Below are 26,845 nucleotides of genomic sequence, written 5' to 3'. Positions count from 1 at the left end.
TCGCAGGTCGAAAAGAATGAATGATATCATGAGTACAAAATTCCCTGAATATAAAGGACTTGACTTGCCAAATGTAGCAAATGAAATAAGCAACTACTGGCAAGAAAACAACATCTTTGAAAAGAGCGTTACCACCAGAGAAGGCAACAAACCCTTTGTGTTTTTCGAAGGACCTCCTTCAGCAAATGGACTTCCAGGAGTGCATCACGTGTTAGCTCGTGCTATTAAAGATATCTTTCCTCGATATAAAACCATGAAAGGATTCCAAGTAAAGCGTAAAGCTGGTTGGGATACACATGGTCTACCTATTGAACTTGGTGTAGAAAAAGAATTAGGAATAACCAAAGAAGATATTGGGAAAACCATTTCAGTTGAAGATTACAATGCAGCTTGTAGAAAAGCCGTTATGCGATATACAGACGTTTGGAACGACCTAACTCAAAAAATGGGTTATTGGGTAGATATGGATGATCCATATATTACTTACGAGCCTAAATACATGGAATCTGTTTGGTGGTTATTAAAGGAAATCTACAATAAAAGTTTGCTTTATAAAGGTTATACTATCCAACCATATTCACCAAAAGCTGGAACTGGATTGAGCTCGCATGAGTTAAACCAACCTGGAACCTATCAAGACGTAACAGATACAACGGTTGTTGCTCAGTTTAAAGCCAATGAAAAATCGCTTCCAGACTTTTTACAAAACGAAGGAACTATTTATTTTCTAGCTTGGACAACTACGCCATGGACGTTGCCTAGTAATACAGCATTAACGGTTGGACCAAAAATCGACTATGTTTTAGTTGAAACATACAACCAATATACTTTTGAACCTATAAATGTTGTTTTAGCAAAGCCTTTAGTTAATAATCAATTTGATGGTAAATTCAATAGAGTTGAAACTAAACCAGAATTATTAGACTATAAATCTGGAGATAAAAAAATTCCTTATTACGTTGTAAAAGAATTTAAAGGGAAAGATTTAGTAGGAATTACTTATGAACAGTTGTTGCCTTATACGTTGCCAAATGATAATCCGGAAAATGCATTTAGAGTTATTTCAGGAGATTTCGTTACGACTGAAGATGGAACAGGAATTGTGCATACAGCACCAACCTTTGGAGCAGATGATGCTATGGTTGCAAAACAAGCAACACCAGAAGTGCCTCCTATGTTAGTAAAAGATGAGAATGGAAACTTGGTGCCTCTTGTAGATTTACAAGGTAGATTCAGACCAGAAATGGGCGAATATGCTGGCAAATACGTAAAAAACGAATATTACAACGATGGTGAAGCTCCAGAACGTTCTGTAGATGTTGAACTTGCCATTAAATTAAAAGAAGAAAACAAAGCCTTTAAGGTTGAAAAATATAAACACAGCTATCCAAATTGCTGGAGAACAGATAAGCCAATTCTGTATTATCCATTAGACTCTTGGTTTATTAAAGTAACAGACATAAAAGACAGAATGTTTGAACTTAATGAAACCATTAACTGGAAACCAAAATCTACTGGTACAGGTCGTTTTGGAAACTGGTTAGCAAATGCTAACGATTGGAACTTATCGCGTTCACGTTATTGGGGAATTCCATTACCAATTTGGAGAACCGAAGATGGGAAAGAGGAAATATGTGTTGGTTCTGTTGAAGAATTAAAAGCTGAAATGAAACTTGCTGTTCAGGCAGGAATGATGAAGGCTGATATCTTCCAGAGTTTTGAAATTGGAAACAATTCCGAAGAAAACTATGCAAAAATAGATTTACATAAGAACATTGTAGATGAAATTGTTCTAGTTTCAAAAAGCGGGCAACCCATGAAACGTGAAGCAGATTTAATAGATGTCTGGTTCGATTCTGGGTCTATGCCTTATGCACAATGGCATTATCCGTTTGAAAACGCCGACTTAATTGATGACAAAAAGGCTTTTCCAGCCGATTTCATTGCAGAAGGTGTCGACCAAACTCGTGGATGGTTCTATACGCTTCATGCCATTGGAACGATGGTTTTCGACTCGGTTGCTTATAAAAATGTGGTTTCAAATGGTTTGGTTCTTGACAAAAACGGACAGAAAATGTCCAAACGTCTTGGGAATGCCACAGATCCTTTTGAGACTTTATCGACTTATGGAGCAGATGCCACACGTTGGTATATGATTGCCAATGCAAATCCTTGGGATAACTTAAAATTTGATGTGGATGGTATTGAAGAAGTAAAACGCAAGTTCTTCGGAACACTTTACAACACCTATTCCTTCTTTACTTTATATTCAAATCTGGATAATTTTAGTTATGCTGAAGCAGATATTCCTTTAAACGAAAGACCTGAAATTGATAGATGGATTCTTTCAGAATTACATACTTTAATTCAGAAAGTAGATACGTTTTATGCAGATTACGAGCCTACAAAAGCTGCCAGAGCTATTTCAGATTTTACACAAGATTATGTAAGTAACTGGTTTGTACGTTTAAGCAGAAGGCGTTTTTGGAAAGGCGATTATCAGCAAGATAAAATTTCGGCTTACCAAACATTATATACGTGTATGGTAACTATTGCTAAGTTAGGAGCACCAATTGCGCCTTTCTTTATGGATAGATTGTACTTAGACTTAAATTCAGTAACTAAGAATGAATCGTTTGAAAGTGTGCATTTAGCAGATTTTCCAGTTTTTGATGCTGCTTTTGTAAATAAGAGTTTAGAACGCAAAATGGAAGCTGCTCAAACAATATCATCTTTGGTATTATCGTTAAGAGCTAAAGAGAAGATTAAAGTACGTCAGCCACTACAAAAAATCATGATTCCTATTGATTCTAAACAACAAAAGGAAGAAATTTTAGCAGTTGCCAATTTAATTAAACACGAAGTAAACGTTAAAGAAATAGAGCTTTTAGAAGACGCGTCAGATATTTTAGTAAAACAAATTAAACCTAATTTTAAAGCTTTAGGACCTCGATTTGGTAAGGATATGAAATTGATTGCCAATACGATTATGCAATTTACCTCTAGTGATATTAAAAAAATCGAGCAAAGTGGTGAAATTGAGGTTGTAATTAACGGAAAAAGTATTACTTTAGGACTTGAAGATGTAGAGATAACATCTCAAGATATCGAAGGTTGGTTAGTGGCTAATGAAGGCGCTTTAACTGTTGCTTTAGATGTTACTATTTCTGATGATTTACGAAAAGAAGGGATTGCTCGTGAGCTCGTTAATCGTATTCAAAATTTACGTAAAGATTCAGGATTTGAAGTAACAGATAGAATTGATGTTATACTTCAAAAAGATGAAAATATTGTTGATGCAGTTAATACCAATATGGCGTATATAAAAGCTGAAACATTAACAGAAGAATTAGAAATTAAAGACCAAATAAATACTGGTATAGAAATTGTATTCGACAATGTAAACACCAAATTATTTATTCAAAAACATTAAGAAAATGGCGGAAGAATTAAACGTAAGATATTCAGATAAAGATTTAGCTGAATTTAAAGGACTTATTCAAGAGAAAATAGGTAAAGCACAGCACGATTTAGAACTTATTAAAAGTGCTTATATGAATGATCATAACAATGGTACAGACGATACGTCTCCTACATTTAAAGCATTCGAAGAAGGTAGTGAAACCATGAGTAAAGAAGCAAATTCGCAATTAGCAATTAGACAAGAAAAATTTATTCGTGATTTAAAAAATGCGCTTATTAGAATAGAAAACAAAACATATGGTGTTTGTCGTGTTACAGGTAAATTAATTAACAAAGATCGCCTAAAATTAGTGCCTCATGCTACCTTAAGTATTGAAGCAAAAAACATGCAATAAAATCCTAAACATTTAGGAACTAATATAACTTATAGAAACGCTTCAATTTTTTTGAAGCGTTTCTTTTTTAACCTATTTTTCTTTAGTCAAGAATCCACAATGAAGCATATAATTTATATTGGAATTCTATTTTTTGTTTTTCATGTTCAAGCACAAAAAACAATTAACAAGTCGTTTCCTTCTGAGGGAATTTCGACACTTGTAATTGACGGTAGTTCTGTTTTTAAAATTTCAGTTGAAACAACAAAAGCTAAAACGGTTTCTATTCAGTCTTTAATAGAAGGCGAAAATTATGAACATGTTATATTGTTGGCTGCAATTAAAGATAAGCAACTACATGTTTCAAGTAAATATCAACCACTGTACGTTGATGCTAATGATAAGTTAAGTGTTCATAAATATATTTCAATTGAGTTTAAAATAGTTGTTCCAGAGCATTTAGATGTATCGATTTCTAGCAATATTGCTTCGGTTTTTATGATTGGGAGTTATAATCAAGTGACTACAGAACTAATTAATGGTTCTTTTAATGCTACTAAATTTCTTGGAAATTTAGTAGTAAATACCATTCATGGAGATATCCATTTAGAAACAAACCAGGCTACAGTTGAGGTTTCAAGTAAACATGGATTAATAAATGAAGAAGTTATAACAAACGGAAAAAATAGCATATCATTAAATTCTATAAATGGTAATATTACTGTTTCTAAAACTGAATAATATGTCTATTTTTGAAAAAAATTACTACGCCTAATTTAAAAGACATCTACTGTTGTTGGAAATAATATGACCATAAAAAAATCCATTCTTTTCATTATTCTTATTCTTTTAATAGACCAAATAAGCAAAATATATATTAAAACACATTTTGTTATTGGCGAAGAGTTAGAAGTGTTATCATGGTTTAAGATATATTTTGTAGAAAACGATGGCATGGCTTGGGGAACTAAACTAAGCGATTTTATTTCTTTTATTTCAGACAGAACAGCCAAATTATCTTTAACCATTTTTAGAATTATAGCCATTTTTGGCATTGGTTATTGGTTGTACGATTCTGTTAAAAAACAAAGCCCAAAGGTATTAACTTGGGCCATAGTTTTCATTTTTGCTGGAGCTTTAGGCAATATATTAGATTCTGTGTTTTATGGCGTTTTGTTTAACGATAGTTACGGACAAGTGGCTTCGTTTTTACCAGCAGAAGGAGGTTATGATAGTTTGTTGCATGGTAAAGTAGTAGATATGTTGTATTTTCCAATTTGGAAAGGCTATTTGCCAGAATGGTTACCAATTTATGGAGGACAATATTTTACCTTTTTCGAACCTGTTTTTAATGTAGCAGATGTTGCTATTAGTACAGGTTTTTGTCTGCTTATTTTCTTTAATAAGAAAGCGTTTTCTAAAGACTAATTAAAACCTATAAACCTGCTTTGGTGTCACACAATAATCCAAAGCCATATCGCTTTCAAAAACATCTTCTATTATAGTTTCTGCTTCAAAAAAGGACAAACCAATTTTTATAGTTTCAGGTTTACATTCGGCTAAAAACCTATCGTAAAATCCTTTTCCATATCCAACTCTGTGTCCTTGTATATCAAACGCTAAAAGAGGCACAAATACCACATCTATTTTTTGACAAGGAATCTCTATTCCATCAACTGGTTCTGGAATGTTGTAGTTGTTTTTTTTGATAATTGTATTATCAGTTAAAAGAAAATGAGTCATCTTTCCAGTAGAAAAATCACTTTTAGAAATCACGATATTTTTATCCTTTCCAGAAAGGATATTTAATATAAAATCGGTGTTTATTTCTTTTTGCTCTTCAATAGAAAGGAAGAGATGGTAAAAAGAAAAATCCCAAACAGGTAATGTTAACAACCTATTTGCAATTTGCAGGCTTAAATCTTCAATAATTTCTAAAGAAAGCTCCTTACGTTTTTGCTTATAGTTTTTTCGTAATTCTGCTTTAGTCATTAGTAAAAAATTAGCTCTTTAATATTTTGGTTACGTGGAATAAAGCATCACCTTGATAAACTAATGAAGCTTCATTTACATTAATAATGTAGCCTTCTATTGTAGATTTTACTGTATGGTGTACTTTTCCGTAAGGGTCTGTAATTTGTCCTAAAATATCATCCACTTTTACTTTTGTATTTATAGCGACTTTAGCTTTAAACATCCCAGATTTTTTAGCACGTATCCATTTGCTTTTTTCTACAAAAACAGTTTCTAATTTAGGTGGATTTGCTTTTACTTGAGAATTAAGCATTTCAAAATGAGACAAAATTCGTTTCACACCTTCTACACCAACTTTAGAAATATTATCGTTTACAAATGAAGATTTTCCTCCTTCATATAATAAAACAGGTTTCCCTAATTGGAAACATGCGTTTCTAAACGATTTTACAATATGTTTTGAATATAAAACAAAAGGAGCTGCAAAGACTTTTGCCAATTCATCAAGTTGAGGTTGGTTATTTACAATACGTATTTGAGCTGCATTAAATCGGCTGGCTCCTCCAGTATGAAAATCAATAACTAAATCCACTTCAGGTATAAGCTCATTCATTAATCTGTGAGCCACTCTGCTTGCTAAAGAACCATTTTCGGAACCAGGAAACGACCTATTTAAATCGCGACCATCAGGAAAATTACGTGAGCCATTTAAAAAACCAAACACATTAAGAATAGGAATACAAATGATGGTTCCTCTTTTGGGTTTATTAATTTTTCTAGAAATAAGTTGTCTTACAATATCTACTCCATTTATCTCATCGCCATGAAGTCCAGCAGTAAATAAAATAGTAGGACCAGGTTTTTTAGAACGTTCAATAATAACAGGAACTTCAATTTTTGTAGCAGTATGAAGTTTAGCAATATTAAAATTTATTTCTTTTGAAGTTCCTAATGGAATTTCATGTCCTAAGATTGATATTATTTTTTTGTAATCAGAAGTCATAAAAATTAAACATTTCGTTCAATAAAACGAATAATGGATTTGGCAATATCTTTTTTAGTTGCTGCTTCAATTCCTTCTAATCCAGGTGAAGAATTTACCTCTAAAATTAATGGACCACGAGCAGATTGTAACATGTCTACACCACAAATACCTAAGCCTAAAGCTTTGGCTGCTTTTAAAGCAGCATTTTCTTCTTCATCAGTTAATTGAATAATTTGTGCACTTCCACCTCTATGTAAATTAGATCTAAATTCACCTTCTTTACCTTGACGTTTCATAGCGCCAACAACATTACCATCTACAACAAATGCTCTAATATCTGCTCCCTTAGATTCTTTTATAAATTCCTGTACAATAACTCTTGCTTGTAAACCATTGAAAGCTTCTAGAACAGATTCGGCTGCATTATTAGTTTCGGCTAATACAACACCTAATCCTTGAGTTCCTTCTAATAACTTAATCACTAATGGTGCGCCACCAACATATTCAATAACTTCTGCTACATCTTTCGTGTAATTTGAAAACACAGTTTTTGGCATTCCTAATCCAGCACGAGATAATACTTGTAAGCTTCTTAATTTGTCCCTAGATCTAACTAAGGCTTGAGATTCTACAGTCGAGAAAACTTTCATCATTTCAAATTGTCTTACAACTGCAGTTCCATAAAATGTAACCGAAGCTCCTACTCTTGGAATAATTGCGTCTATTTTCTCTAAGGTTCTTCCTTTATATAAAATAGCTGGATTTTTTTTCTCAATAATAATTTCACACTTTAAAGGATCTATTACTTCAACATGATGTTTACGTTGTTGAGCAGCTTCTACTAAACGCTTAGTGGAGTATAAATGAGGATTTCTAGATAATATTACAATATTCATTAATTCTTTTTTAGATAAGATAAGTTTTTCAAACTTACATCGACCACAAACTTTTTATTTAAAAAACGTCTCCCAATTAATATAGGATACTTCATGTCGTCTCTGGTGCTTAGGGTTAAATTTATTTTGTATTTTTTATTAAAAATTATAATGGTAGTTTTTACTTTATAGCGTTCTTGTACAATGCCGTTACTGCTTTTAACTTTAGCAGTATCGTAGGTTTTAAATACAATTTCTTTTCCATTATAAAGTGGATGATCTTTATCATAAAATGTACACTTAAGCAATCCGTCTTCTACTTTTACTTGATGACAATGTATTGAAGAGGTATAAGCTCCTGAGTCAATCTTAATATCTATATCATATAAATCGAGTAAAGGGAAATCTGCTTTATCTACTCTACCAATTACTTTTTTAGGCATTAAAAATGGAATTATTCAGGCTTGCAAGGTAATAAAAAAACGAATGCTAATACACCTTCTAAAATAGTATTAAAATGAATAGTTTTTACAGATATATCTTATCTTTGAGCATATGAGTAAGCCTACCTTAGAAATTCAACTTAAAACCTTGCCTAATCAGCCAGGAGTGTATCAATATTTTGATGCAGAAGGTAAAATTCTATACGTTGGGAAAGCAAAAAATTTAAAAAAACGCGTAAGCTCTTACTTCACAAAACAACACGATTACGGAAAAACTAAAGTTCTTGTAAAAAAAATAGCTAGCATCAAGCATATTGTAGTAAACTCTGAAACAGATGCCTTGCTTTTAGAAAATAACTTGATAAAAAAGCACCAACCTAGATACAATGTCATGTTAAAAGACGACAAGTCGTATCCTTGGATTTGTATAAAAAACGAACGGTTTTCTAGAGTTTTTTCTACTAGAAGAGTTGTTAAAGATGGCAGTGAATATTTTGGACCTTATACAAGCATGAAGACCGTTTCCACGTTATTAGATTTAATAAAAGGACTTTTTAAATTAAGAACATGTAAATATGATTTGTCTAACGAAAAAATAAATGCAGGAAAATATAAAGTGTGTTTGGAGTATCATTTAGGGAACTGTTTAGGTCCATGCGAAGGATTTCAAACGCTTGAAGATTATAATGAAGGTATTAAAACAATAAGAGAAATATTAAAAGGAAACTTTAAAGATTCGCTAATACAATTCAAACAGCAAATGAAACATTTTGCTGAAGCAATGCAGTTTGAAGAGGCTCAAATAATAAAAGAAAAAATTGAGGTATTAGAAAATTATCAAGCAAAATCTACCATTGTAAATCCTAAAATCAGCAATGTGGATGTATTCTCAATTGTTAGTGACGAAAGTTATGCCTATGTCAATTTTTTACAATTATCTTATGGTTCAATAATCCGTTCACATACCTTAGAGATTAAGAAAAAATTGCAAGAGGCAGATAAGGATTTATTAGAATTAGCAGTTATAGAATTAAGGCAACGTTTTCATTCCAATTCCAAAGAAATATATGTGCCATTTAAAATAAATTTAGGTGAAGATGTAAAAGTGTTTGTTCCACAATTAGGCGATAAAAAACACATTTTAGATTTGTCTATTAGAAATGCTAAATACCATAGATTAGAGCAGTTAAAACAAGTAAAGATAGTGGATCCTGATAGACATGCCAATAGAATTATGGCGCAGATGAAAGCCGACTTGCGTTTAAAAGAAGAGCCAAGACATATAGAGTGTTTCGATAACTCTAATATTCAAGGTACACATCCAGTAGCTGCTTGTGTGGTTTTTAAAAACGGGAAACCAAGTAAAAAAGATTACAGGCATTTTAATATTAAAACTGTTGAAGGACCTGACGATTTTGCCTCTATGGAAGAAGTGGTTTACAGACGTTACAAAAGAATGTTGGACGAAGGAAGCACATTACCACAATTAATTATTATCGATGGAGGAAAAGGACAACTTTCTTCTGCTTTAAAGAGTTTAGATGTTTTAGATTTGAGGAAAAAAATTGCAATTATCGGAATTGCGAAACGTTTGGAAGAATTATTTTATCCAGACGATCCAATTCCATTATATTTAGATAAAAAAAGTGAAACTTTAAAAATAATTCAACAATTAAGAAACGAAGCCCATAGATTTGGTATTGAGCATCACAGAAATAAAAGAAGTAAAAGCGCACTAAATACAGAGTTGGAAACCATTCCTGGAATTGGTGAAAAAACAATAGTAGAATTGTTAAAAGAATTTAAATCTGCCAAACGTATTGCTAATGCTAAATTAGATGAACTTGAAGATGTTGTTGGAGTTTCAAGAGCTAATAAAATATATAATTACTATCACAAATAATGAAGTATTTAATCCTAATATTACTATTAATAATACCATTTAACACCTTTTCTCAAGATCAAAAAACTGAGGATGTTAAGGTTGGGTTAGTCTTAAGTGGTGGTGGTGCAAAAGGCTTAGCGCATATTGGTGTCTTAAAAGTTATTGATAGTTTAGGAATAAAAATAGATTATATAGCTGGAACAAGCATGGGAGCAATAGTTGGTTCATTATATGCTTCTGGATATTCGGGAAAAGACATCGATTCTATATTTAAGGATGTAAATTTCGATAAAATTATAAACGACGATTTACCTAGAGCAGCTAAAACATTTTACGAAAGAGATAATTCGGAAAAATATGCTCTAACATTACCATTCGAACATTTTAAAATAAAATTACCTTCTGCTTTATCTCGTGGTCAAAACATGCTTAGTTTACTGTCTAAACTAACATTACATGTTAGTGATATTGATGATTTTAGTAAACTGCCAATTCCATTTTTCTGTATGGCAACCAATGTCGAGACTGGACAGGCAGTTATTTTAGACAAAGGTAGCTTGCCATTAGCAATAACTGCAAGTGGCGCATTCCCATCCTTATTTCAGCCTGTTATGATAGACAATCAACTTTTAATAGATGGAGGTGTTATTAATAATTATCCTATCGATGAATTAAAAGCAAAAGGAATGAATTTAATAATTGGTGTAGATGTTCAAGATGGTTTAGCAACAAGAGAAGATCTAAAATCTGCTCCAGACATTTTACTTCAAATCAATAATTATCGAACAATTAATGATATGAAGAAGAAAGCTAAAGAAACAGATGTTTATATAAAACCAGATATTACAGATTATACGGTTATTTCATTTAGTGATGGAAGAAAAATAATAGAAAATGGAGAAATAGCTGCAATAAAAAAAAGCGATGCTTTAAAACATATAGCATCAATGCAAATTCAAAAACCAGATAATCCTATTCAAATAAAACCTGTAGATAGTATTCAAATAAATTCCATATTTATTTCGGGAAACGAAAAATATACAAATGCTTATGTTATTGGTAAACTTCAGTTTAAACAAAACGTAAAAATAAAATACAAACAGTACGTAGATGGTGTTAATAATTTAGCAGCAACAAATAATTTTGAAAGTGTTATTAATCAATTAAAACCATCTACAGGTGTTGATGGTTACGATATGTATATTAATTTAAAAGAAAGTACAATAACAACTTTTTTTAAGTTTGCTGTTCACTATGACGACTTGTATAAAACGGCAGCTTTAGTAAACTTAACTAAAAAACAGTTGCTATTTAAAAACGACGTCCTTTCTTTCGATTTTATTGTTGGAGATAATATTAGGTATAATTTTGAATACTATATAGACAAAGGGTTTTACTGGAGTATAGGGTTAAAATCTAAGTTTAATCAGTTTAAAAAAGTTATTCCTGCTACAGCATTGTTAACAGATGAAGAATTAGAGATTATTAATGTTAATAAATTAGATGTAGAATTAGACGATCTTACTAATCAGTTCTACTTGCAAACACTTTTTAGAAAAGACATGTCGCTTACGTTAGGAGCTGAACATAAAAAATTGCATATCACAACGGAAACCGTATTGACAGGTGATAATGAGGATGAAACTATTTTTGAAGATAGCGACTATTTAAGTCTCTTTGGTAAAATAAAAATCGATACTTACGATAATAAGTATTTTCCAAATGAAGGGGTGTTTTTTGATGGTGATTTTCATTGGTATTTGTACTCTTCAGATTTCAACAAAAATTTCAGTCAATTTTCAATTGCTAAAGCAACTATGGGTTATGCGTATAGTTTTTCAGATAAATTTACAGCAAACATTACTGCGCAAGGTGGATTTAATATTGGAGAAAACGATAATCCTTACCTAAATTTTGCACTTGGAGGCTATGGAAACGATTTTATAAATAATTTCGAATCTTTTTATGGTTATGATTTTATTTCTATCTCTGGAAATAGTTTTGTAAAAGGAGTTATCACTTTAGATTACGAGATTTTTAGAAAAAACCATATTAATATTGCTGCAAACTATTCGAATATTGCAGATAATATTTTTGATGATGGCGAATGGATTACTTCTCCAGATTATTCTGGATATGCTATAGGATATTCTGTAGAAACCATTATTGGGCCTATAGAATTAAAATACACCTATTCGCCAGAAGCAGATCAAAGTATTTGGTTTTTTAACCTCGGATTTTGGTTTTAGTGTATCATTCTTTTTGAATAAAATAGAGTATTCTAACTAAGTTTAAATATCATATATTTTTCCGATATTTGTAGAACTATGAAACCATTTTGGAAAGATTTATTAAGACATCTTCAATTTCTTATAAAAAGAAATCCAGAATAAGTAGAGGTTATTGTATCTTTAAATAACTTTTTTAAGTTAAGCCTCTAGGCTTTTATTATTAACTTTTTTAATTTTAAAAAAATGCCATTTTATCATAAGTTAGGAAACATACCTCCTAAAAGACACATTCAATTTAGAAAACAAGACGGAAGTCTTTATAGCGAGCAGCTTTTTGGGACTGTTGGTTTCGACGGAATGTCTACAAATTCGTATCACGAACAAAGACCAACAAAAGTAAAAGCTATTAATAAGCAATACAGTGTTGCTCCAAAAATTGCTAAAGAAAACAGCATACAATCGTATCGATTTAGAGGGTTTCAAGTAAAACCAGAAAACGACTATTTAGAAAGCAGAAAAACAGTATTAACAAATAGCGATTGCAGTATTATTCTTGCTGCACCAAAACAATCCACTACAGATTATTTTTATAAAAATTCTGATGCAGACGAATTAATATTCATTCATAAAGGTACTGGAAAGCTAAGAACACATCTTGGAAATTTAGACTTTAAATATGGCGATTATCTAATAGTACCAAGAGGTACAATTTATAAAATGGATTTCGATACAGAAGATAACAGATTGTTTATTGTTGAATCCAGAAGACCTATTTACACACCAAAAAGATATAGAAACTGGTTTGGACAATTATTGGAACATTCACCATTCTGCGAAAGAGACCTTCGTCAGCCACAAGAATTAGAAACATATAACGAGTCTGGAGATTTTTTAATGAAAGTTAAAAAACAAGACGATATTTTCGAAATGGTTTATGCATCACATCCATTCGATGTGGTAGGTTATGATGGTTACAGTTATCCTTATGCCTTTTCAATTCACGATTTCGAACCTATTACAGGACGTATTCATTTACCACCTCCAATACATCAAACTTTTGAGTCTGATGCTTTTGTGATATGCAGTTTTGTACCACGTTTGTATGATTATCATCCAGAAAGTATTCCTGCACCTTATAACCATAGTAATATAGATAGCGATGAGGTGTTGTATTACGTTGATGGGGATTTTATGAGCAGAAATGATATTGATGCAGGACATATTTCCTTACATCCAGCAGGTATTGCTCATGGGCCACATCCAGGAGCTGCAGAACGTAGTATTGGAAAAGTAAAAACAGACGAATTAGCAGTTATGGTAGATACATTTAAACCATTAAAAGTAACAGAAGACGCATTAAAAATAGCAGACGAAGATTATTATAAATCTTGGTTATAATAAAACAAAACAACATGAGTAAAGAAGTAAAATCAGTAGAATACGGATTGGAGAAAATATTTGAAGGAGCTCAAGATTTTCTTCCATTATTAGGAACCGACTATGTAGAATTCTATGTAGGAAACGCTAAACAAGCAGCACATTTTTATAAAACAGCATTCGGCTTTCAATCATTTGCCTATAAAGGCTTAGAAACAGGATCTAGAGATGAGGTTAGCTATGTTTTAAAACAAGACAAAATAAGATTGGTATTAACAACACCACTAAACAGTAAATCTCCAATAAACGACCATATTGTAAAACATGGAGATGGTGTAAAAGTAATTGCTCTTTGGGTAGATGATGCAAGAAGCGCATACGAAGAGACAACAAAGCGTGGAGCAAAATCATATATGGAACCTAAAGTAGAAACAGACGAGCATGGAGAAGTAGTTCGTGCAGGAATCTATACTTATGGAGAAACAGTTCATATGTTTGTAGAACGCAAGAATTACAAAGGCACATTTATGCCAGGATTTAGAGAATGGAAATCAGATTATAATCCAGAACCTGTAGGTTTAAAATATATTGACCACATGGTTGGTAATGTAGGTTGGGGACAAATGAATAAATGGGTTAAATGGTATGAAGATGTTATGGGATTTGTTAACTTTTTGTCTTTTGATGATAAACAAATCCATACAGAATATTCAGCACTAATGAGTAAAGTAATGAGCAATGGAAATGGAAGAATTAAATTTCCAATAAACGAACCTGCAAAAGCTGCTAAAAAGTCTCAAATAGAAGAGTATTTAGATTTTTATGAAGACTCTGGAGTGCAACATATAGCAGTAGCTACAGACGATATTATTAAAACTGTCTCACAACTTAAAGCAAGAGGAATCGAGTTTTTACCACCTCCACCTCAAGCTTATTACGACGATATTCCTAGGCGCTTAGGAGAACATATGGATATGATGAAAGAAGACATTAACGAACTTCAAAAACTATCCATTATGATTGATGCAGATGAGGAAGGATATTTACTTCAAATCTTTACAAAACCTTTAGAAGATAGACCAACGCTTTTCTTTGAGATTATCCAACGAATGGGAGCTCGTGGTTTTGGAGCTGGGAATTTTAAAGCCCTTTTCGAGTCTATAGAACGTGAACAGGAATTAAGAGGAACATTATAACAAATATTTAACTAAATAAATATCTAAAAACTCTATCAAAACCAATGATAGAGTTTTTTTGTTTTATACATTTGGAATGGTAATTGTAATATTGAAAACAGACAATAAAAATGTAATCAATTAGTTACATTTACAGATATAAAATTATGAAAAAACCACTTCTAATACTTTTAACCATTTTTATAGTACAAACAGTTTCAGCACAAACTGAAAGCTCTTTTGGTGTTGGAGAATGGTTTCGTTTTGAAATGAGTTATAGTGGATTTTTAAAAGCTGGAGAAGCTACAATTACCGTTAATGATGCCATGTATAAAAACAAACCTGTCTATCATGTAGTTGGTAAAGGCTGGACTACTGGAGCTATATCGTGGTTTTTTAAAGTTGAAGATAGATATGAAAGCTATTTTGATAAAGAAAAAATAGTTCCTTATAAGTTTGTACGCAACATAAATGAAGGCGGTCATACTAAAAACATAGAAATTACATTCGATCAAGACAAAAATAAAGCTCATGTAAATAACATAAAGCATAACAGACAGTCGGTTTTCGATACAAAACCGAACATTCAAGATATGATTTCTACTTTTTATTATTTAAGAGATAATCTTGATATTATTAATTTAAAAGTTGGTAATGAGGTTCATGTAGATATGTTTTTTGATGATGAAAACTATGGTTTTAAATTAAAATATTTAGGGCAGGAAAAAATTGATACTGAATTTGGAAAAATAAATGCTTTAAAATTTAGGCCTTATGTAATGGCAGGAAGAGTTTTTAAAGAAGAAGAAAGCTTGACGTTATGGGTTTCAAATGATAAAAATAAAGTACCTTTACGTATCCAAGCAGATTTAGCTGTTGGCTCTTTAAGAGCAGATTTAGACGCATTTAAAGGATTAAAATACCCATTTAAAATAGTAGTAGAAAACTAATGGAATTAGACAAAGAATTAACCAGCCAATTAAAAGAAAAATTCGATGCCATTGGGCAAGATTTAGATGTTCACTTAAAAGGATTGTTATACAGTAAACCAATTAACTATTGGGATTATGTTCAAACAGATGCTCTCCTAGACCTTCAAACACAACGTACAGTGTTACCAGACGAAATGGTTTTTATCATGTATCATCAAATCAACGAATTGTTGTTTAAAATGATACTTTGGGAAATAGACCAAGTAGCGAATACAGTTCATATCGAGCCTGAATTCTTTTCAACAAAATTAATGCGTGTTAGCAGGTATTTCGATATGCTAACCTCTTCTTTCGAAATTATGAGAGAAGGCATGGAAGTAGAACAATACAACAAATTTAGAAACACTTTAACACCAGCAAGTGGTTTTCAAAGTGCGCAATACAGAAAAATTGAATTAGCCTCAACAGAGCTTATCAATCTAATAGACAATAGGTTTAGAGAAACAATAGATAGAAACACATCTTTCGAGCACGCATTTAATCATCTATATTGGCAAGCAGCTGGTAAAGACTATAAAACTGGCAAAAAAAGTTATTTATTAACAGTTTTTGAAGAAAGATACAAAGATGAATTTATTAGATTTGCCAAGTTCTATAACACTAATAATTTGTGGACTAAGTTTAAAGAACTGCCACAAGACGTTAGAGAAAATAAAGATCTAGTAAAAGCCATGCGTCATTATGATTACACTGTAAACATAAAATGGGTCATGGCACATTATAACACAGCAAATCACTACTTAAATATTGGTGGAAAAACAGCTGAAGCAACAGGAGGAAGTGAATGGGTAAAATATATGCATCCAAAATATCAAAGAAGAATATTTTTTCCAGAACTATGGACCAAACAAGAGTTAGAAGATTGGGGAAAAAATGTCTAATTATTTTTGCAATTGTTTTTGGATTAAATAGTTGCAAAGAAGAAAAGCCTCTAATTGTTCAAGAAGAATTGGCAGTTGTGGTGCCAGAAGATATCTACGAATTTGGTTTTAATTTAAACGATTTTTACGTAAAAAGAGATACCGTTAGAGCTGGAGATAGTTTTGGCGAAATTATGCAACGTAATAACATTGGCTATCCTAGAATTTTTCAAATTGCCGAAAAAGCAAAAGATAGTTTCGATATTAGAAAACTCCAAATTGGGAAACCATACACCATACTATGCTCTAAAGATACTTTACAAGAGCCAAAATGCTTTATTTATCAGCCAAATAGAGAAGAATATATTGTATTAAATTTCCAAGACTCTATTCATGCCTACTCAAGCAGAAAGCCAATTAAATATGTAGAGAAAGAAGTGTCTGGTGTTATTACTAGCAATATTTCCGAAACCTTAGACGAAAAAGGCATTAGCTTTGTTTTAGCCTATAAAATGTCTGATATTTATGCTTGGACCATAGACTTTACAAGACTACAAAAAGGCGATAGGTTTAAAGTAATTTACACAGATAAATATATAGACGATACTATTTATGCTGGAGTAGATAATATTAAAGCTGCTTTCTTCGAACATAAAAAAGAAGACTTTTATGCATTCGAATTTGAAACAGATAGTGTAAAAGGGTTAAGTGATTATTTTAACGAAGAAGCTAATAATTTACGAAGAGCCTTTTTAAAAGCTCCAGTAGAATACAAGCGTATTTCATCTAGATATAACCTTAGAAGGCGTATTGCTTTATATGGTAATAAAATTAGACCACATAAAGGAACAGATTTTTCAGCAAATGTAGGAACACCAATTCGAGCAACTGCAAATGGTACAGTTATTAAATCTGCTTATACAAGAGGGAATGGGAATTATGTAAAAATAAAGCACAACTCAACTTATGAAACACAATACCTTCACATGAAAAAACAAAATGTAAAGGTTGGTCAGTATGTAAAACAAGGCGATGTTATAGGTTGGGTAGGTATGACAGGTAATACCTCTGGACCACATGTATGTTATAGATTTTGGAAAAACAGAAAGCAAGTTGATCCATTTAAAGAAAAATTGCCTGAAGCAGAGCCTATTTCAGATAGTTTAAAGACTAGATATTTAGATTATATTGCTCCATTAAAAATTCAATTAGATTATATTAAATTTGAAGATGATAAAAAGCCTACAAAAGCTTTTATTACTCAAGGAAATTAATTTTTATGGCTTTACCAAAGATTGATCCAACATCTACAGTTGCCTGGAAAAAACTACAGGAACATTTTCAATCTATTAATGGTATTCATATGGAAGATTTATTTGCTCAAGATGCAGAAAGAGCAAATAAAATGACCATTCAATGGGAAGATTTCTATGTTGATTATTCTAAAAACAGAATAACCGAAGAAACACTTAATCTGTTATTAGAACTAGCCCAAGAAACGAAACTTAAAAAAGCTATTGAAAGCTATTTTTCAGGTGAAGCTATTAATGAAACAGAAAATCGAGCAGTGCTTCATACAGCTTTAAGGGCAAAAGAAGATACAAACATTTCTGTGGATGGGAAAAACATAATTCCTAAAATTTCTGAAGTAAAAAATAAAATTGAAAACTTTACTAATCAAATTGTAAATGGTTCTAAAAAGGGATTTTCAGGAAAAGCATTTACAGATGTTGTAAATATAGGAATTGGAGGTTCAGACCTTGGTCCTTCAATGGTGGTTAGTTCTTTGGAGTTTTACAAAAATCATTTAAAATCACATTTTGTAAGTAATATTGATGGCGATCATGTAAATGAAGTCATAAAAAAACTAGATCCAGAAACCACGCTTTTTATTGTTGTTTCAAAAACCTTTTCTACTCAAGAAACACTTACAAATGCAGAAACTATTAAAAGTTGGTTTCTACAATCTGCAAAGGCCGAAGATATTTCAAAACATTTTGTAGCTGTTTCTACAAATATTGAAAAGGCTAGAGAATTTGGAATAAACGAAAACAACATTTTTCCAATTTGGAATTGGGTTGGAGGCAGGTTTTCTCTTTGGAGCGCTGTTGGTCTATCCATAAGTCTAACTATTGGTTATCGTAATTTTAGCAAATTACTTTTAGGAGCTAATAAAATGGATAGTCATTTTAAGACTGCAGCTTTCGAGAAGAATATGCCAGTTGTTTTGGCGCTAATAAGTATTTGGTACAATAACTTTTTTAAAACCGAAACAGAAGCTATTATTCCGTATTCTCAATACCTAAATAGGTTTTCAACATATTTGCAGCAGAGCATTATGGAAAGTAATGGAAAGAGTATTGATAGAAATGGGAATACAATTAACTATCAAACAGGATCTGTTGTTTGGGGACAACCTGGAACTAATTCGCAACATGCATTTTTTCAATTAATGCATCAAGGGACTAAGCTAATTCCTGCCGATTTTATTGGTTTTGCTGAAAGCCTTCATGAAAACAAAGAGCATCAAGATAAATTAATATCAAATTTTATAGCTCAAACAGAAGCTTTGTTAAAAGGAAAATCAAAAGAAGACGTTTTAAAAGAATTAAAAGAGCAGAAACTATCTGCAGAAGAAATAAACAAGTTATTGCCTTATAAAGTTTTTGAAGGAAACAAGCCTACAAATACAATCTTCATTAAAAAATTAACTCCAGAGAGTCTTGGTAAATTAATCTCATTATATGAACACAAAATATTTGTCCAAGGGATTATTTGGAATATTTTTAGTTTTGATCAGTTTGGAGTAGAATTAGGAAAGAAGTTAGCTGGAAATATTTTAAAAGATATAAAAAATAACACTTTTAACAATCATGATGTTTCTACCTTAAATTTATTGCATTATTATAAAAATTTAACATAAAATATGTTGAAAACCATGTTAATAGCTTTTTTGTTGTTAAAGTCATAACAGCTTTTTTAATGTATACCTTCATTGTATTAAAATTCTTATCAATTACAATATAATTATCAATTAATTAAATGTAATTTTGCAAAAAATTTAGAAACCAATCTTATTAATACAATGAAAAAAATTACAAGATTATTATTTTTAGCAGGAACATTCATGTTTACTGCTTTTTCAATGGCACAAACTACTGTAACAGGTACAATTATGGATGCCGAAATGGGTGCACCACTTCCAGGTGCTAACATCGTTGAAAAAGGGACTACTAACGGTGTGTCTTCAGATTTCAATGGTTATTTTACTTTAATAACAGAATCTACAGAAGGAGAAATTGAAATCTCTTATGTTGGTTATGGTAAAGTATTAGTAAAATATAGTGGTAGTACTAGCCTAGGTGAAATAACTCTTTCTTCAGATAACTCTTTAGAAGAAGTTGTTATTATTGGTAGTGGTATTATCGATTTAGCAGAAGATAGAAAAACGCCTGTGGCTGTTTCTACTATTACTGCAAACCAAATTAGAGAAAGAGCTGGTAACTCAGATTTACCAGAAGTTTTAAAATCAACACCTTCTGTACAAAGTGTACAAGCTGGTGGATTTGGTGATGGACAGATGTTTTTACGTGGTTTCGACCAAACAAACACAGCATTCTTATTAAATGGACAACCAATTAATGGAATGGAAGATGGTAAAATGTACTGGTCTAACTGGTCTGGTGTTTTAGATGTTGCTAACGCTGTACAAGTACAACGTGGTTTAGGAGCTTCTAAATTAGCAATTTCATCTGTTGGTGGAACTGTAAACATTGTAACTAAAACAATAGATAGAAGAGAAGGTGGTTTTGTACAACAAATGGTTGGAAACGATAACTACATTAAATCGACTGCATATTACTCTACTGGAGTAAACGAAAAAGGATGGTCTTTAGGTGTTTTATTTGGACACTGGCAAGGTGATGGTTATGTAGATTATACGCAAGGTCAAGGACAAACTTACTATATTTCTGTAGGTTACCAACCTAACGATAATCATGCTTTAAATTTCATGTTAACAGGTGCACCACAATGGCATGCAGCTGCAGGTGGTGGAAAAATATCTGATTTCTTAGATCCAGCCGTAAATGAAGGTAGAGGTAGAAGATATAATTCTTGGAACTTTACAGGAGTGGATAGCCCAAATAATTTAAATGGAGGTGTGTATCCTGGAGGTAGAAATATTTACCATAAACCAGTAGCAAACTTAAGTTGGGATTGGACGATTAATGACAAATCTGAACTTTCTACGGTATTATATGGTTCTATGGGTAGAGGTAGTTTTGCTCAAGCAAGAACATCTGGAGGAGATGTTACTTATGCAAGAGGATCAAACAATAACCACAACTGGTTTGGTTTAGTAACTAACTATAACAACCAATTAACTGAGACTTTAAACTTTAATGTTGGAGCAGATGTACGTTTATATAACGGAATCCACTTTAGAGACGTAAGAGAATTTATGACTGTAGATTCTGTAAGTAATAGTTCAGACTATAGTGGTGGAGAAACTTATTATTTAACTGAAGCAGGTGGAATTAACCCTTGGACAGTTTTCTTTAACCCTAACACAGATCATTTACAACGTTTTGGATATGATTACGAAGAGCAAATAAACTATGCAGGAATCTTTGCACAATTAGAATATTCTAAAGATCAATTATCAGCATTTTTTCAAGGAGCACTTTCTAACCAATCTCATGTAAGAACTGAATTTTTAAACACATCAACTCCAGGTCAAGGAGAAGAAGGTGATAAAGTAAATAATATTGGTTTCAATGCAAAAGTTGGAGCTGCATACGAAATTTCTGATATGCATAAAGTTTTTGTTAACTTAGGATATTATTCTCGTCAACCTTTCCATGATACTTTATATAAAGATGATAGAAATAGTAACGAATTATTACAACCTGAAGTTGAAAACCAAGAAATTACTGGTATAGAAGCTGGTTACCAATTTGGTGGAGAGCGTATTCAAGCGAATCTAAACTTATATCATACAACTTGGGCAAATGTATCGCAAGGATTTACAAATGGTGAAGATGGAGTAGATTTTTTAAGTTTTCAAACTCAAGGTATTAAACAAGTACACATGGGAGTGGAGTTAGAAGTATTTACGCAACCATTAGATAATTTAAGAGTAAACGGTTTCCTTTCTTTAGGTGATTGGCAATATAAAGACAACGCAACTCAAAGAACCTTCAATGAAGATGGTAACCAAGTAGGTGATGATGTAGTAGTTGAAATAGATGGGTTTAATGTTGGTGGTGCTGCTCAAGTAACTGCAGGTATTAATGCTAGTTTTGAGTTTTTACCAAGATTAAGTGTAGATGGTGCATGGAATTGGTATAACGACATGTATTCTACAGGGTCTTTAGAAGAGCCTACAATAGCTATGCCTTCTTACGATATGGTTGATACTGGTTTATCTTACAAAATGTTAGTTGGAAAAGACGATAGAAATTCATTACAATTTAGAGTGAATGTTAACAACGTTTTCGGAGAAGTTTATTTAGAGTCTGTAAACGGAAATACTGCAGCTTCAATGAATCCGGATGAGAACTACAAAGGTGTTAATACAAGTAATACAGGTCGTTTTGGTTACGGAAGAACTTGGAATACAAGTATCCGTTTTAACTTCTAGTATTATTTAAATAATATTTTAAAAAACCTCTTCATATCGAAGAGGTTTTTTTATGCGTTTTAATTACTACATTTGCTTTTTTAATCATAAAATCTATAATAGTATGTACGACATGGTAAAAACGCTTCACTCTTATTGGGCATATTTAGTGCTTTTAATTTTAGTTTTAGCTGTATTTAATAGCATAATAAAAAAAGCAAGTAAAAAAGAATATGAAGCAAAAGATTTTAGAATAGCTTTATTCTCATTAATTGTATCTCATATTCAATTGTTATTAGGTTTAATCTTATACTTTGTATCACCAAGATTTAGTTTGTTTAGCGAATCTGGAATGGGAGAAATAATGAAAAATTCTATAGATAGACTTTATTTAGTAGAACACCCTTTGGTTAACATTATAGCAATTGTCTTAATTACTATAGGTTATTCTAAACATAAAAAGAAATTACTTTCTGAAGCAAAATTCAAAACCCTATCAGTGTTTTATACTATTGCATTAATATTATTTTTATCGAGAATTCCTTGGAATACTTGGTTAGGATAAAATAATTCATAAAAAAAGCGACTCAATTGAGTCGCTTTTTTTTGTATTATAGTAAGACTTATTCCACTTCTTTAATTACAAAAACATATACAGGAAAGTGGTCGCTAAATCCACCTGTAAAGCCTCCATCGGCAAAACTACGTAATGGATAACCTTTCCATCTTCCTTTTTTATTTACTAAATAGTTCTTGTTGTAAATACCAGCCTTATAAAATCTAAATGAAGAATAATCTTTTTCAATTAATGGTTGTGTAACCAAAATTTGATCGAATAAACTCCAGCTATCTCTATAAGCGTTAGTGCCTAATCCCATTTTAAAGAAGCTCTCCATTGGGTTGTAAATACCTTTTAGACCAACATCTTCTTTGTCTTTTTCTGCTTTTAAAACATCTTTAACACTTGCATTGGTTGGATCGTCATTTAAATCTCCCATGATAAATATTTTAGCATAAGGATCTATAGTTTGTAACGAATCAATAATCTTTTTATTCAACTTAGCTGCTGCAACACGTTTTGGTCTGCTTCTGGCTTCTCCACCACGTCTTGAAGGCCAATGATTAACTATAACATGAATCATCTCGTCTTCAAGTTTTCCACTTACAAGTAATTGATCTCTGGTATAAACTCGTTCCCTAGAATCATCGTCGTAGATAATTAGCTCATGACTACTAGTGTACAAAGGCGTGAATAATTTTTTCTGATAAAATAATCCAACATCAATACCACGTCGGTCTGGAGAATCATAATGCACGATGCCATAATCTTTATCTATCAATAATGGATCGTTTATAACATCTTCCATAACTTCTCTGTTCTCAACTTCTGAGACACCAATTATTACAGGAGAATTGTTAGATACATCAGCTCCAATATCAGATAATACACGAGCCATATTTTGCACTTTCTTTTTGTAAACTGCTTGAACGTCGCCTTTCATTTCCATAATCGGACTCGCTTCATCAAATTTAGTTGTGTCGTTTATGGTGTCAAATAAATTTTCTAAATTATAAAAAGCAACAGTATGGATTTTAAATTTCTTTTTCTCTTGGGCATTAACGTTTAAAAAGGAAGTTATAAGTAACGTTATAACCCAGAATTTCAAGTTTTTCATTTATTAGAATGTTATGTTATTATTATGTTAATACAAAACCTTTGCCAAAAGTAAATATTTATTATAAATAATGTAAATTTGCACGCTTTAATTAATTATTATTTAATGCAAAAAGAATTATTAACTATAAATTCAAGTATGAAAAAAGGTTTATTTATTTTTCTATTTGGGATTTTTTCATCTGTTTCAGCACTAGCTCAAGAAACTGTTGTAAAAGGAAGTGTTACTGAAGCCATTTCTTTTGAACCTATTCCAAATGTAACTGTAGCCATTGAAGGCACAGTAATCTCTGTAGAAACTAACGATTTAGGAGAATTTGAATTCTTAGTGGAAGTACCATTAGGAGAGCAAGTTCTAACTATTTCTAAAAGTGGCTACTTTTCAAAGAGATACCCAATTGTTGTAAACGAAGGACAAACGGTTAACATTACAGATATGACTTTATCTAAAGATGTTTCTGAAGCTGATTTGTTTACAATTACATTAACAGACGACGAACTTGATAATGACGATAGTGGTTTAGATAATATTTCTGGACTTCTACAATCTTCATTAGATGTTTTTCAACGTACTGCAGCTTTTGAGTTTAGCTCATCTTTCTTTAAAGTTAGAGGATTAAATTCAGAAAATGGTTCTGTTTTAATTAATGGAATTGAAATGAATAAATTATATGATGGGAGACCTCAATGGAGTGATTGGGGAGGTTTAAACGATGTTCTTAGAAATCAAGAATTAACTACAGGGCTACAACCATCTAGTTATAATTTTGGTGGAATTTTAGGAACAACAAACATGATTGTTAGAGCTTCTAAATATAGAGAAGGTGGTCGTGTTACTTATTCTTCTTCCAATAGAAGTTATACAAATAGAGTTATGGGAAGTTATTCATCTGGATTATTAGATGGAGGCTGGGCATATACTATTATGGCAGGAAGACGTTGGGGTAAAGAAGGATATCAAGATGCTACTCTTTATGATGCTAACTCGTTTTTTGCTTCTGTAGAAAAAGTAATTAACGAAAAACACAGCTTAAACTTTACGTCTATTTACACACCTAATCGTAGAGGTAAATCTTCTCCAAATACGCAAGAGGTTTACGATTTAAAAGATATTAGATATAATGAATATTGGGGATGGTTAGATGGTGAAAAGAAAAATTCACGTATCAAAGAAGTAGAAGAGCCTATATTAATGTTAAATCACTATTGGGATATTAACAGTAAAACAAGTTTAAACACAAACGTAGGTTACCAATTTGGTAAAATAGGTAATAGTCGTTTAGATTATGGAGGTGGAGCAAATCCTAGTCCAGCTTATTACCAATTATTACCTAGTTATTTCTTAGCAGATCCAGATGGACCAGATTATGCTGGAGCCTATGAAGCTGAACAGAATTTTATGAATGGTGGTCAAATTAATTGGGACAGAATTTTAGATGCTAACCTTACAAATTCATCAGTTGGGTTAAATGGAGCTTATGTGCTTTATGAAGACAGAAATGATGATAAGCAATTATCTATTAATTCAATTTTAAATTCAGAGATTAACGAAAACATCATGTTAAATGCTGCTATTACTTATAAAGATTATAAATCTGAAAACTTCGGTGAGATTATTGACTTATTAGGTTCTAGTGTTGGTTATCTTAACGTAGATTCTTTTGACGGCTTTCAATACGATTACCAAAATCCAAATAGAGTTTTAGGAGAAGGAGATAAGTATAGATATAATTATAATATTTCATCTGATGTTATTTCAGGTTATGCTCAAGCTCAATTTAAATATAGTAAAGTAGACTTTTACTTATCAGGTAGTGTAACTAATACTACTTACCAAAGAGATGGATTATGGCAAAATGAAGCCTATATTACAACTGATGATGCAGGTAACGTGCTTACAGATAATTCATCAGGTAAAGGCGAAAAATTATCTTTTACAGGTGTTGGAGCTAAAGGTGGATTAACTTATAAAATTACGGGGAAACACTTAATTGATTTTAATGCAGGTTATATTACTCAAGCACCTTCTATTAGAAATACCTTTTCAAATTCAAGAGAGAATAATAACATAGTAGATAATATTACTGAAGAAAAAATAACATCTGCAGATATTAGCTATATTTTTAGATCTCCAATAATAAAAGCAAAACTTACAGGATATTATACTAAAATCGAAGATGCAAACGAAATTTCATTCTATTATGCAGATGGTTTAACAAATGCCAATATAGAATTAAATGAAACGTCTGCTTTTGTTCAAGAAATTTTACAAGGTGTAGATAAACAACATATTGGAGGTGAATTAGGAATTCAGGCTCAAGTTACACCAACTATTTTATTAAAAGGTGTTGCATCTGTAGGTCAATATACTTACTCTAACAATCCAGATTTATATTTAACATCATCAAGTTTTGAAGGAAATGGAAGATCAGACACATTTACATCTAACTTAAAAGATTATAAAGTAGCTGGTGGACCACAACAAGCATATTCTATAGGTTTCGAATATAGAGATCCAGATTATTGGTGGTTTGGTGCAACTGCAAACTTCTTCTCTAATACATATGTAGATGTTAGTCCATTAACTAGAACAGAAAATTTCTATCTAGATAGCGATGGATTACCATTTAACAATTACGATGAAGATGTTGCTAATCAATTATTAAAACAAGAAAAATTTGACAGTTACATGGTTGTAAACCTTACAGGTGGAAAATCGTGGAAAATAGGTGATTATTATATTGGTTTCTTTGCAAGTGTTAACAACTTATTAGACGAGCTTTATAAAACAGGTGGTTTTGAGCAAGGAAGAAATGCTAATTACGAAGAACTATTAGCAGATAAAAGCAATGATAAACCAGTGTTCGGATCAAAATATTGGTATGGACGTGGAACAACTTATTTTTTAAATGTTAACTTTAGATTCTAAAAAAAGAAAAAGAAAAAATTAATT

Annotated in this window: 20 protein-coding genes; 15 read left to right on the top strand and 5 right to left on the bottom strand. The window is 31.6% G+C overall.

The genetic code is table 11. The annotated features are described in order from the left end of the window. Window positions 1-28 precede the first annotated feature (28 nt). From ileS to LX78_RS00360, 4 genes are all read left to right on the top strand, one after another. A complete protein-coding gene (ileS, locus tag LX78_RS00375) occupies window positions 29-3,433 on the top strand; it encodes an isoleucine--tRNA ligase (protein WP_109680664.1) in 3,405 nt (1,134 codons plus the stop codon). Window positions 3,434-3,437: 4 nt separating this feature from the next. Then, the gene (locus LX78_RS00370) at window positions 3,438-3,818 is read left to right on the top strand and encodes a TraR/DksA family transcriptional regulator (RefSeq protein ID WP_109680663.1); all 381 of its coding nucleotides are present in this window, start codon (window positions 3,438-3,440) and stop codon (window positions 3,816-3,818) included. Between the two features lie 99 nt (window positions 3,819-3,917). Continuing rightward, window positions 3,918-4,538 (top strand): DUF4097 family beta strand repeat-containing protein, encoded by a 621-nt coding sequence (locus LX78_RS00365; protein WP_245881451.1) that lies wholly within the window; start codon window positions 3,918-3,920, stop codon window positions 4,536-4,538. 66 nt (window positions 4,539-4,604) lie between these two features. Beyond that, window positions 4,605-5,225, top strand: coding sequence for a lipoprotein signal peptidase (locus LX78_RS00360; RefSeq protein WP_109680662.1), 621 nt, complete (start codon window positions 4,605-4,607; stop codon window positions 5,223-5,225). Here the strand turns inward: LX78_RS00360 and LX78_RS00355 are convergent, their stop codons facing one another. The 4 genes from LX78_RS00355 to LX78_RS00340 are packed head-to-tail and all read right to left on the bottom strand — an operon-like array spanning window position 5,226 to window position 8,074. Beyond that, window positions 5,226-5,789, bottom strand: a complete 564-nt coding sequence (locus LX78_RS00355) for a 5-formyltetrahydrofolate cyclo-ligase (RefSeq protein ID WP_109680661.1) — start codon at window positions 5,787-5,789, stop codon at window positions 5,226-5,228. A 10-nt stretch (window positions 5,790-5,799) separates the two neighbouring features. Then, window positions 5,800-6,774: a succinylglutamate desuccinylase/aspartoacylase family protein gene (locus LX78_RS00350; RefSeq protein WP_109680660.1), complete on the bottom strand. Its 975-nt coding sequence runs from the start codon at window positions 6,772-6,774 to the stop codon at window positions 5,800-5,802. 5 nt (window positions 6,775-6,779) lie between these two features. Then, window positions 6,780-7,652, bottom strand: a complete 873-nt coding sequence (rimK, locus tag LX78_RS00345; RefSeq protein WP_109680659.1) for a 30S ribosomal protein S6--L-glutamate ligase — start codon at window positions 7,650-7,652, stop codon at window positions 6,780-6,782. After that, window positions 7,652-8,074: an ATP-dependent zinc protease family protein gene (locus LX78_RS00340; RefSeq protein ID WP_109680658.1), complete on the bottom strand. Its 423-nt coding sequence runs from the start codon at window positions 8,072-8,074 to the stop codon at window positions 7,652-7,654. The genes rimK and LX78_RS00340 overlap by 1 nt, the downstream gene beginning before the upstream one ends. Before the next feature lie 112 nt (window positions 8,075-8,186). On the opposite strand from LX78_RS00340, the gene uvrC reads away from it, so the two are divergent. The 10 genes from uvrC (at window position 8,187) to LX78_RS00290 (ending at window position 22,782) form a co-directional block, all read left to right on the top strand. Continuing rightward, a complete protein-coding gene (gene uvrC, locus LX78_RS00335; protein ID WP_109680657.1) occupies window positions 8,187-9,977 on the top strand; it encodes an excinuclease ABC subunit UvrC in 1,791 nt (596 codons plus the stop codon). Further along, window positions 9,977-12,208 (top strand): patatin-like phospholipase family protein, encoded by a 2,232-nt coding sequence (locus LX78_RS00330; protein WP_109680656.1) that lies wholly within the window; start codon window positions 9,977-9,979, stop codon window positions 12,206-12,208. The genes uvrC and LX78_RS00330 overlap by 1 nt, the downstream gene beginning before the upstream one ends. A gap of 225 nt (window positions 12,209-12,433) precedes the next feature. Continuing rightward, the gene (locus tag LX78_RS00325) at window positions 12,434-13,588 is read left to right on the top strand and encodes a homogentisate 1,2-dioxygenase (protein WP_109680655.1); all 1,155 of its coding nucleotides are present in this window, start codon (window positions 12,434-12,436) and stop codon (window positions 13,586-13,588) included. Between the two features lie 14 nt (window positions 13,589-13,602). Beyond that, window positions 13,603-14,763 (top strand): 4-hydroxyphenylpyruvate dioxygenase, encoded by a 1,161-nt coding sequence (gene hppD, locus LX78_RS00320; protein ID WP_109681332.1) that lies wholly within the window; start codon window positions 13,603-13,605, stop codon window positions 14,761-14,763. A 146-nt stretch (window positions 14,764-14,909) separates the two neighbouring features. Then, a complete protein-coding gene (locus LX78_RS00315; RefSeq protein ID WP_109680654.1) occupies window positions 14,910-15,692 on the top strand; it encodes a DUF3108 domain-containing protein in 783 nt (260 codons plus the stop codon). After that, window positions 15,692-16,615, top strand: a complete 924-nt coding sequence (locus tag LX78_RS00310; protein ID WP_109680653.1) for a tryptophan 2,3-dioxygenase family protein — start codon at window positions 15,692-15,694, stop codon at window positions 16,613-16,615. Before LX78_RS00315 ends, LX78_RS00310 begins: the two co-directional genes overlap by 1 nt. Next, a complete protein-coding gene (locus tag LX78_RS00305; protein WP_170109773.1) occupies window positions 16,573-17,868 on the top strand; it encodes a M23 family metallopeptidase in 1,296 nt (431 codons plus the stop codon). Before LX78_RS00310 ends, LX78_RS00305 begins: the two co-directional genes overlap by 43 nt. A 5-nt stretch (window positions 17,869-17,873) precedes the next feature. Continuing rightward, window positions 17,874-19,517, top strand: a complete 1,644-nt coding sequence (gene pgi, locus LX78_RS00300) for a glucose-6-phosphate isomerase (RefSeq protein WP_109680652.1) — start codon at window positions 17,874-17,876, stop codon at window positions 19,515-19,517. A gap of 162 nt (window positions 19,518-19,679) precedes the next feature. Continuing rightward, on the top strand, window positions 19,680-22,238 hold the full coding sequence (locus tag LX78_RS00295; protein WP_109680651.1) for a TonB-dependent receptor: 2,559 nt from the start codon (window positions 19,680-19,682) through the stop codon (window positions 22,236-22,238). A 103-nt stretch (window positions 22,239-22,341) separates the two neighbouring features. Further along, complete coding sequence (locus LX78_RS00290; RefSeq protein WP_109680650.1) at window positions 22,342-22,782, top strand: hypothetical protein; 441 nt, start codon at window positions 22,342-22,344, stop codon at window positions 22,780-22,782. Between the two features lie 58 nt (window positions 22,783-22,840). Here LX78_RS00290 and LX78_RS00285 read toward each other — a convergent pair whose 3' ends face one another. Beyond that, entirely contained in the window at window positions 22,841-23,893 is a 1,053-nt protein-coding gene (locus tag LX78_RS00285; protein WP_109680649.1) for an endonuclease/exonuclease/phosphatase family protein, read from the bottom strand. A gap of 138 nt (window positions 23,894-24,031) precedes the next feature. Between LX78_RS00285 and LX78_RS00280 the strand changes: the two genes are divergently transcribed. Beyond that, window positions 24,032-26,821, top strand: coding sequence for a TonB-dependent receptor (locus LX78_RS00280; RefSeq protein WP_109681330.1), 2,790 nt, complete (start codon window positions 24,032-24,034; stop codon window positions 26,819-26,821). The last annotated feature ends 24 nt before the right edge of the window (window positions 26,822-26,845 follow it).

It is taken from the genome of Xanthomarina spongicola (assembly GCF_003148645.1).
GTDB classification, from domain to species: domain Bacteria; phylum Bacteroidota; class Bacteroidia; order Flavobacteriales; family Flavobacteriaceae; genus Xanthomarina; species Xanthomarina spongicola.
The sequence above is the reverse complement of the archived record's forward strand: the minus strand, read 5'-3'. Positions and strand labels throughout refer to the sequence as shown.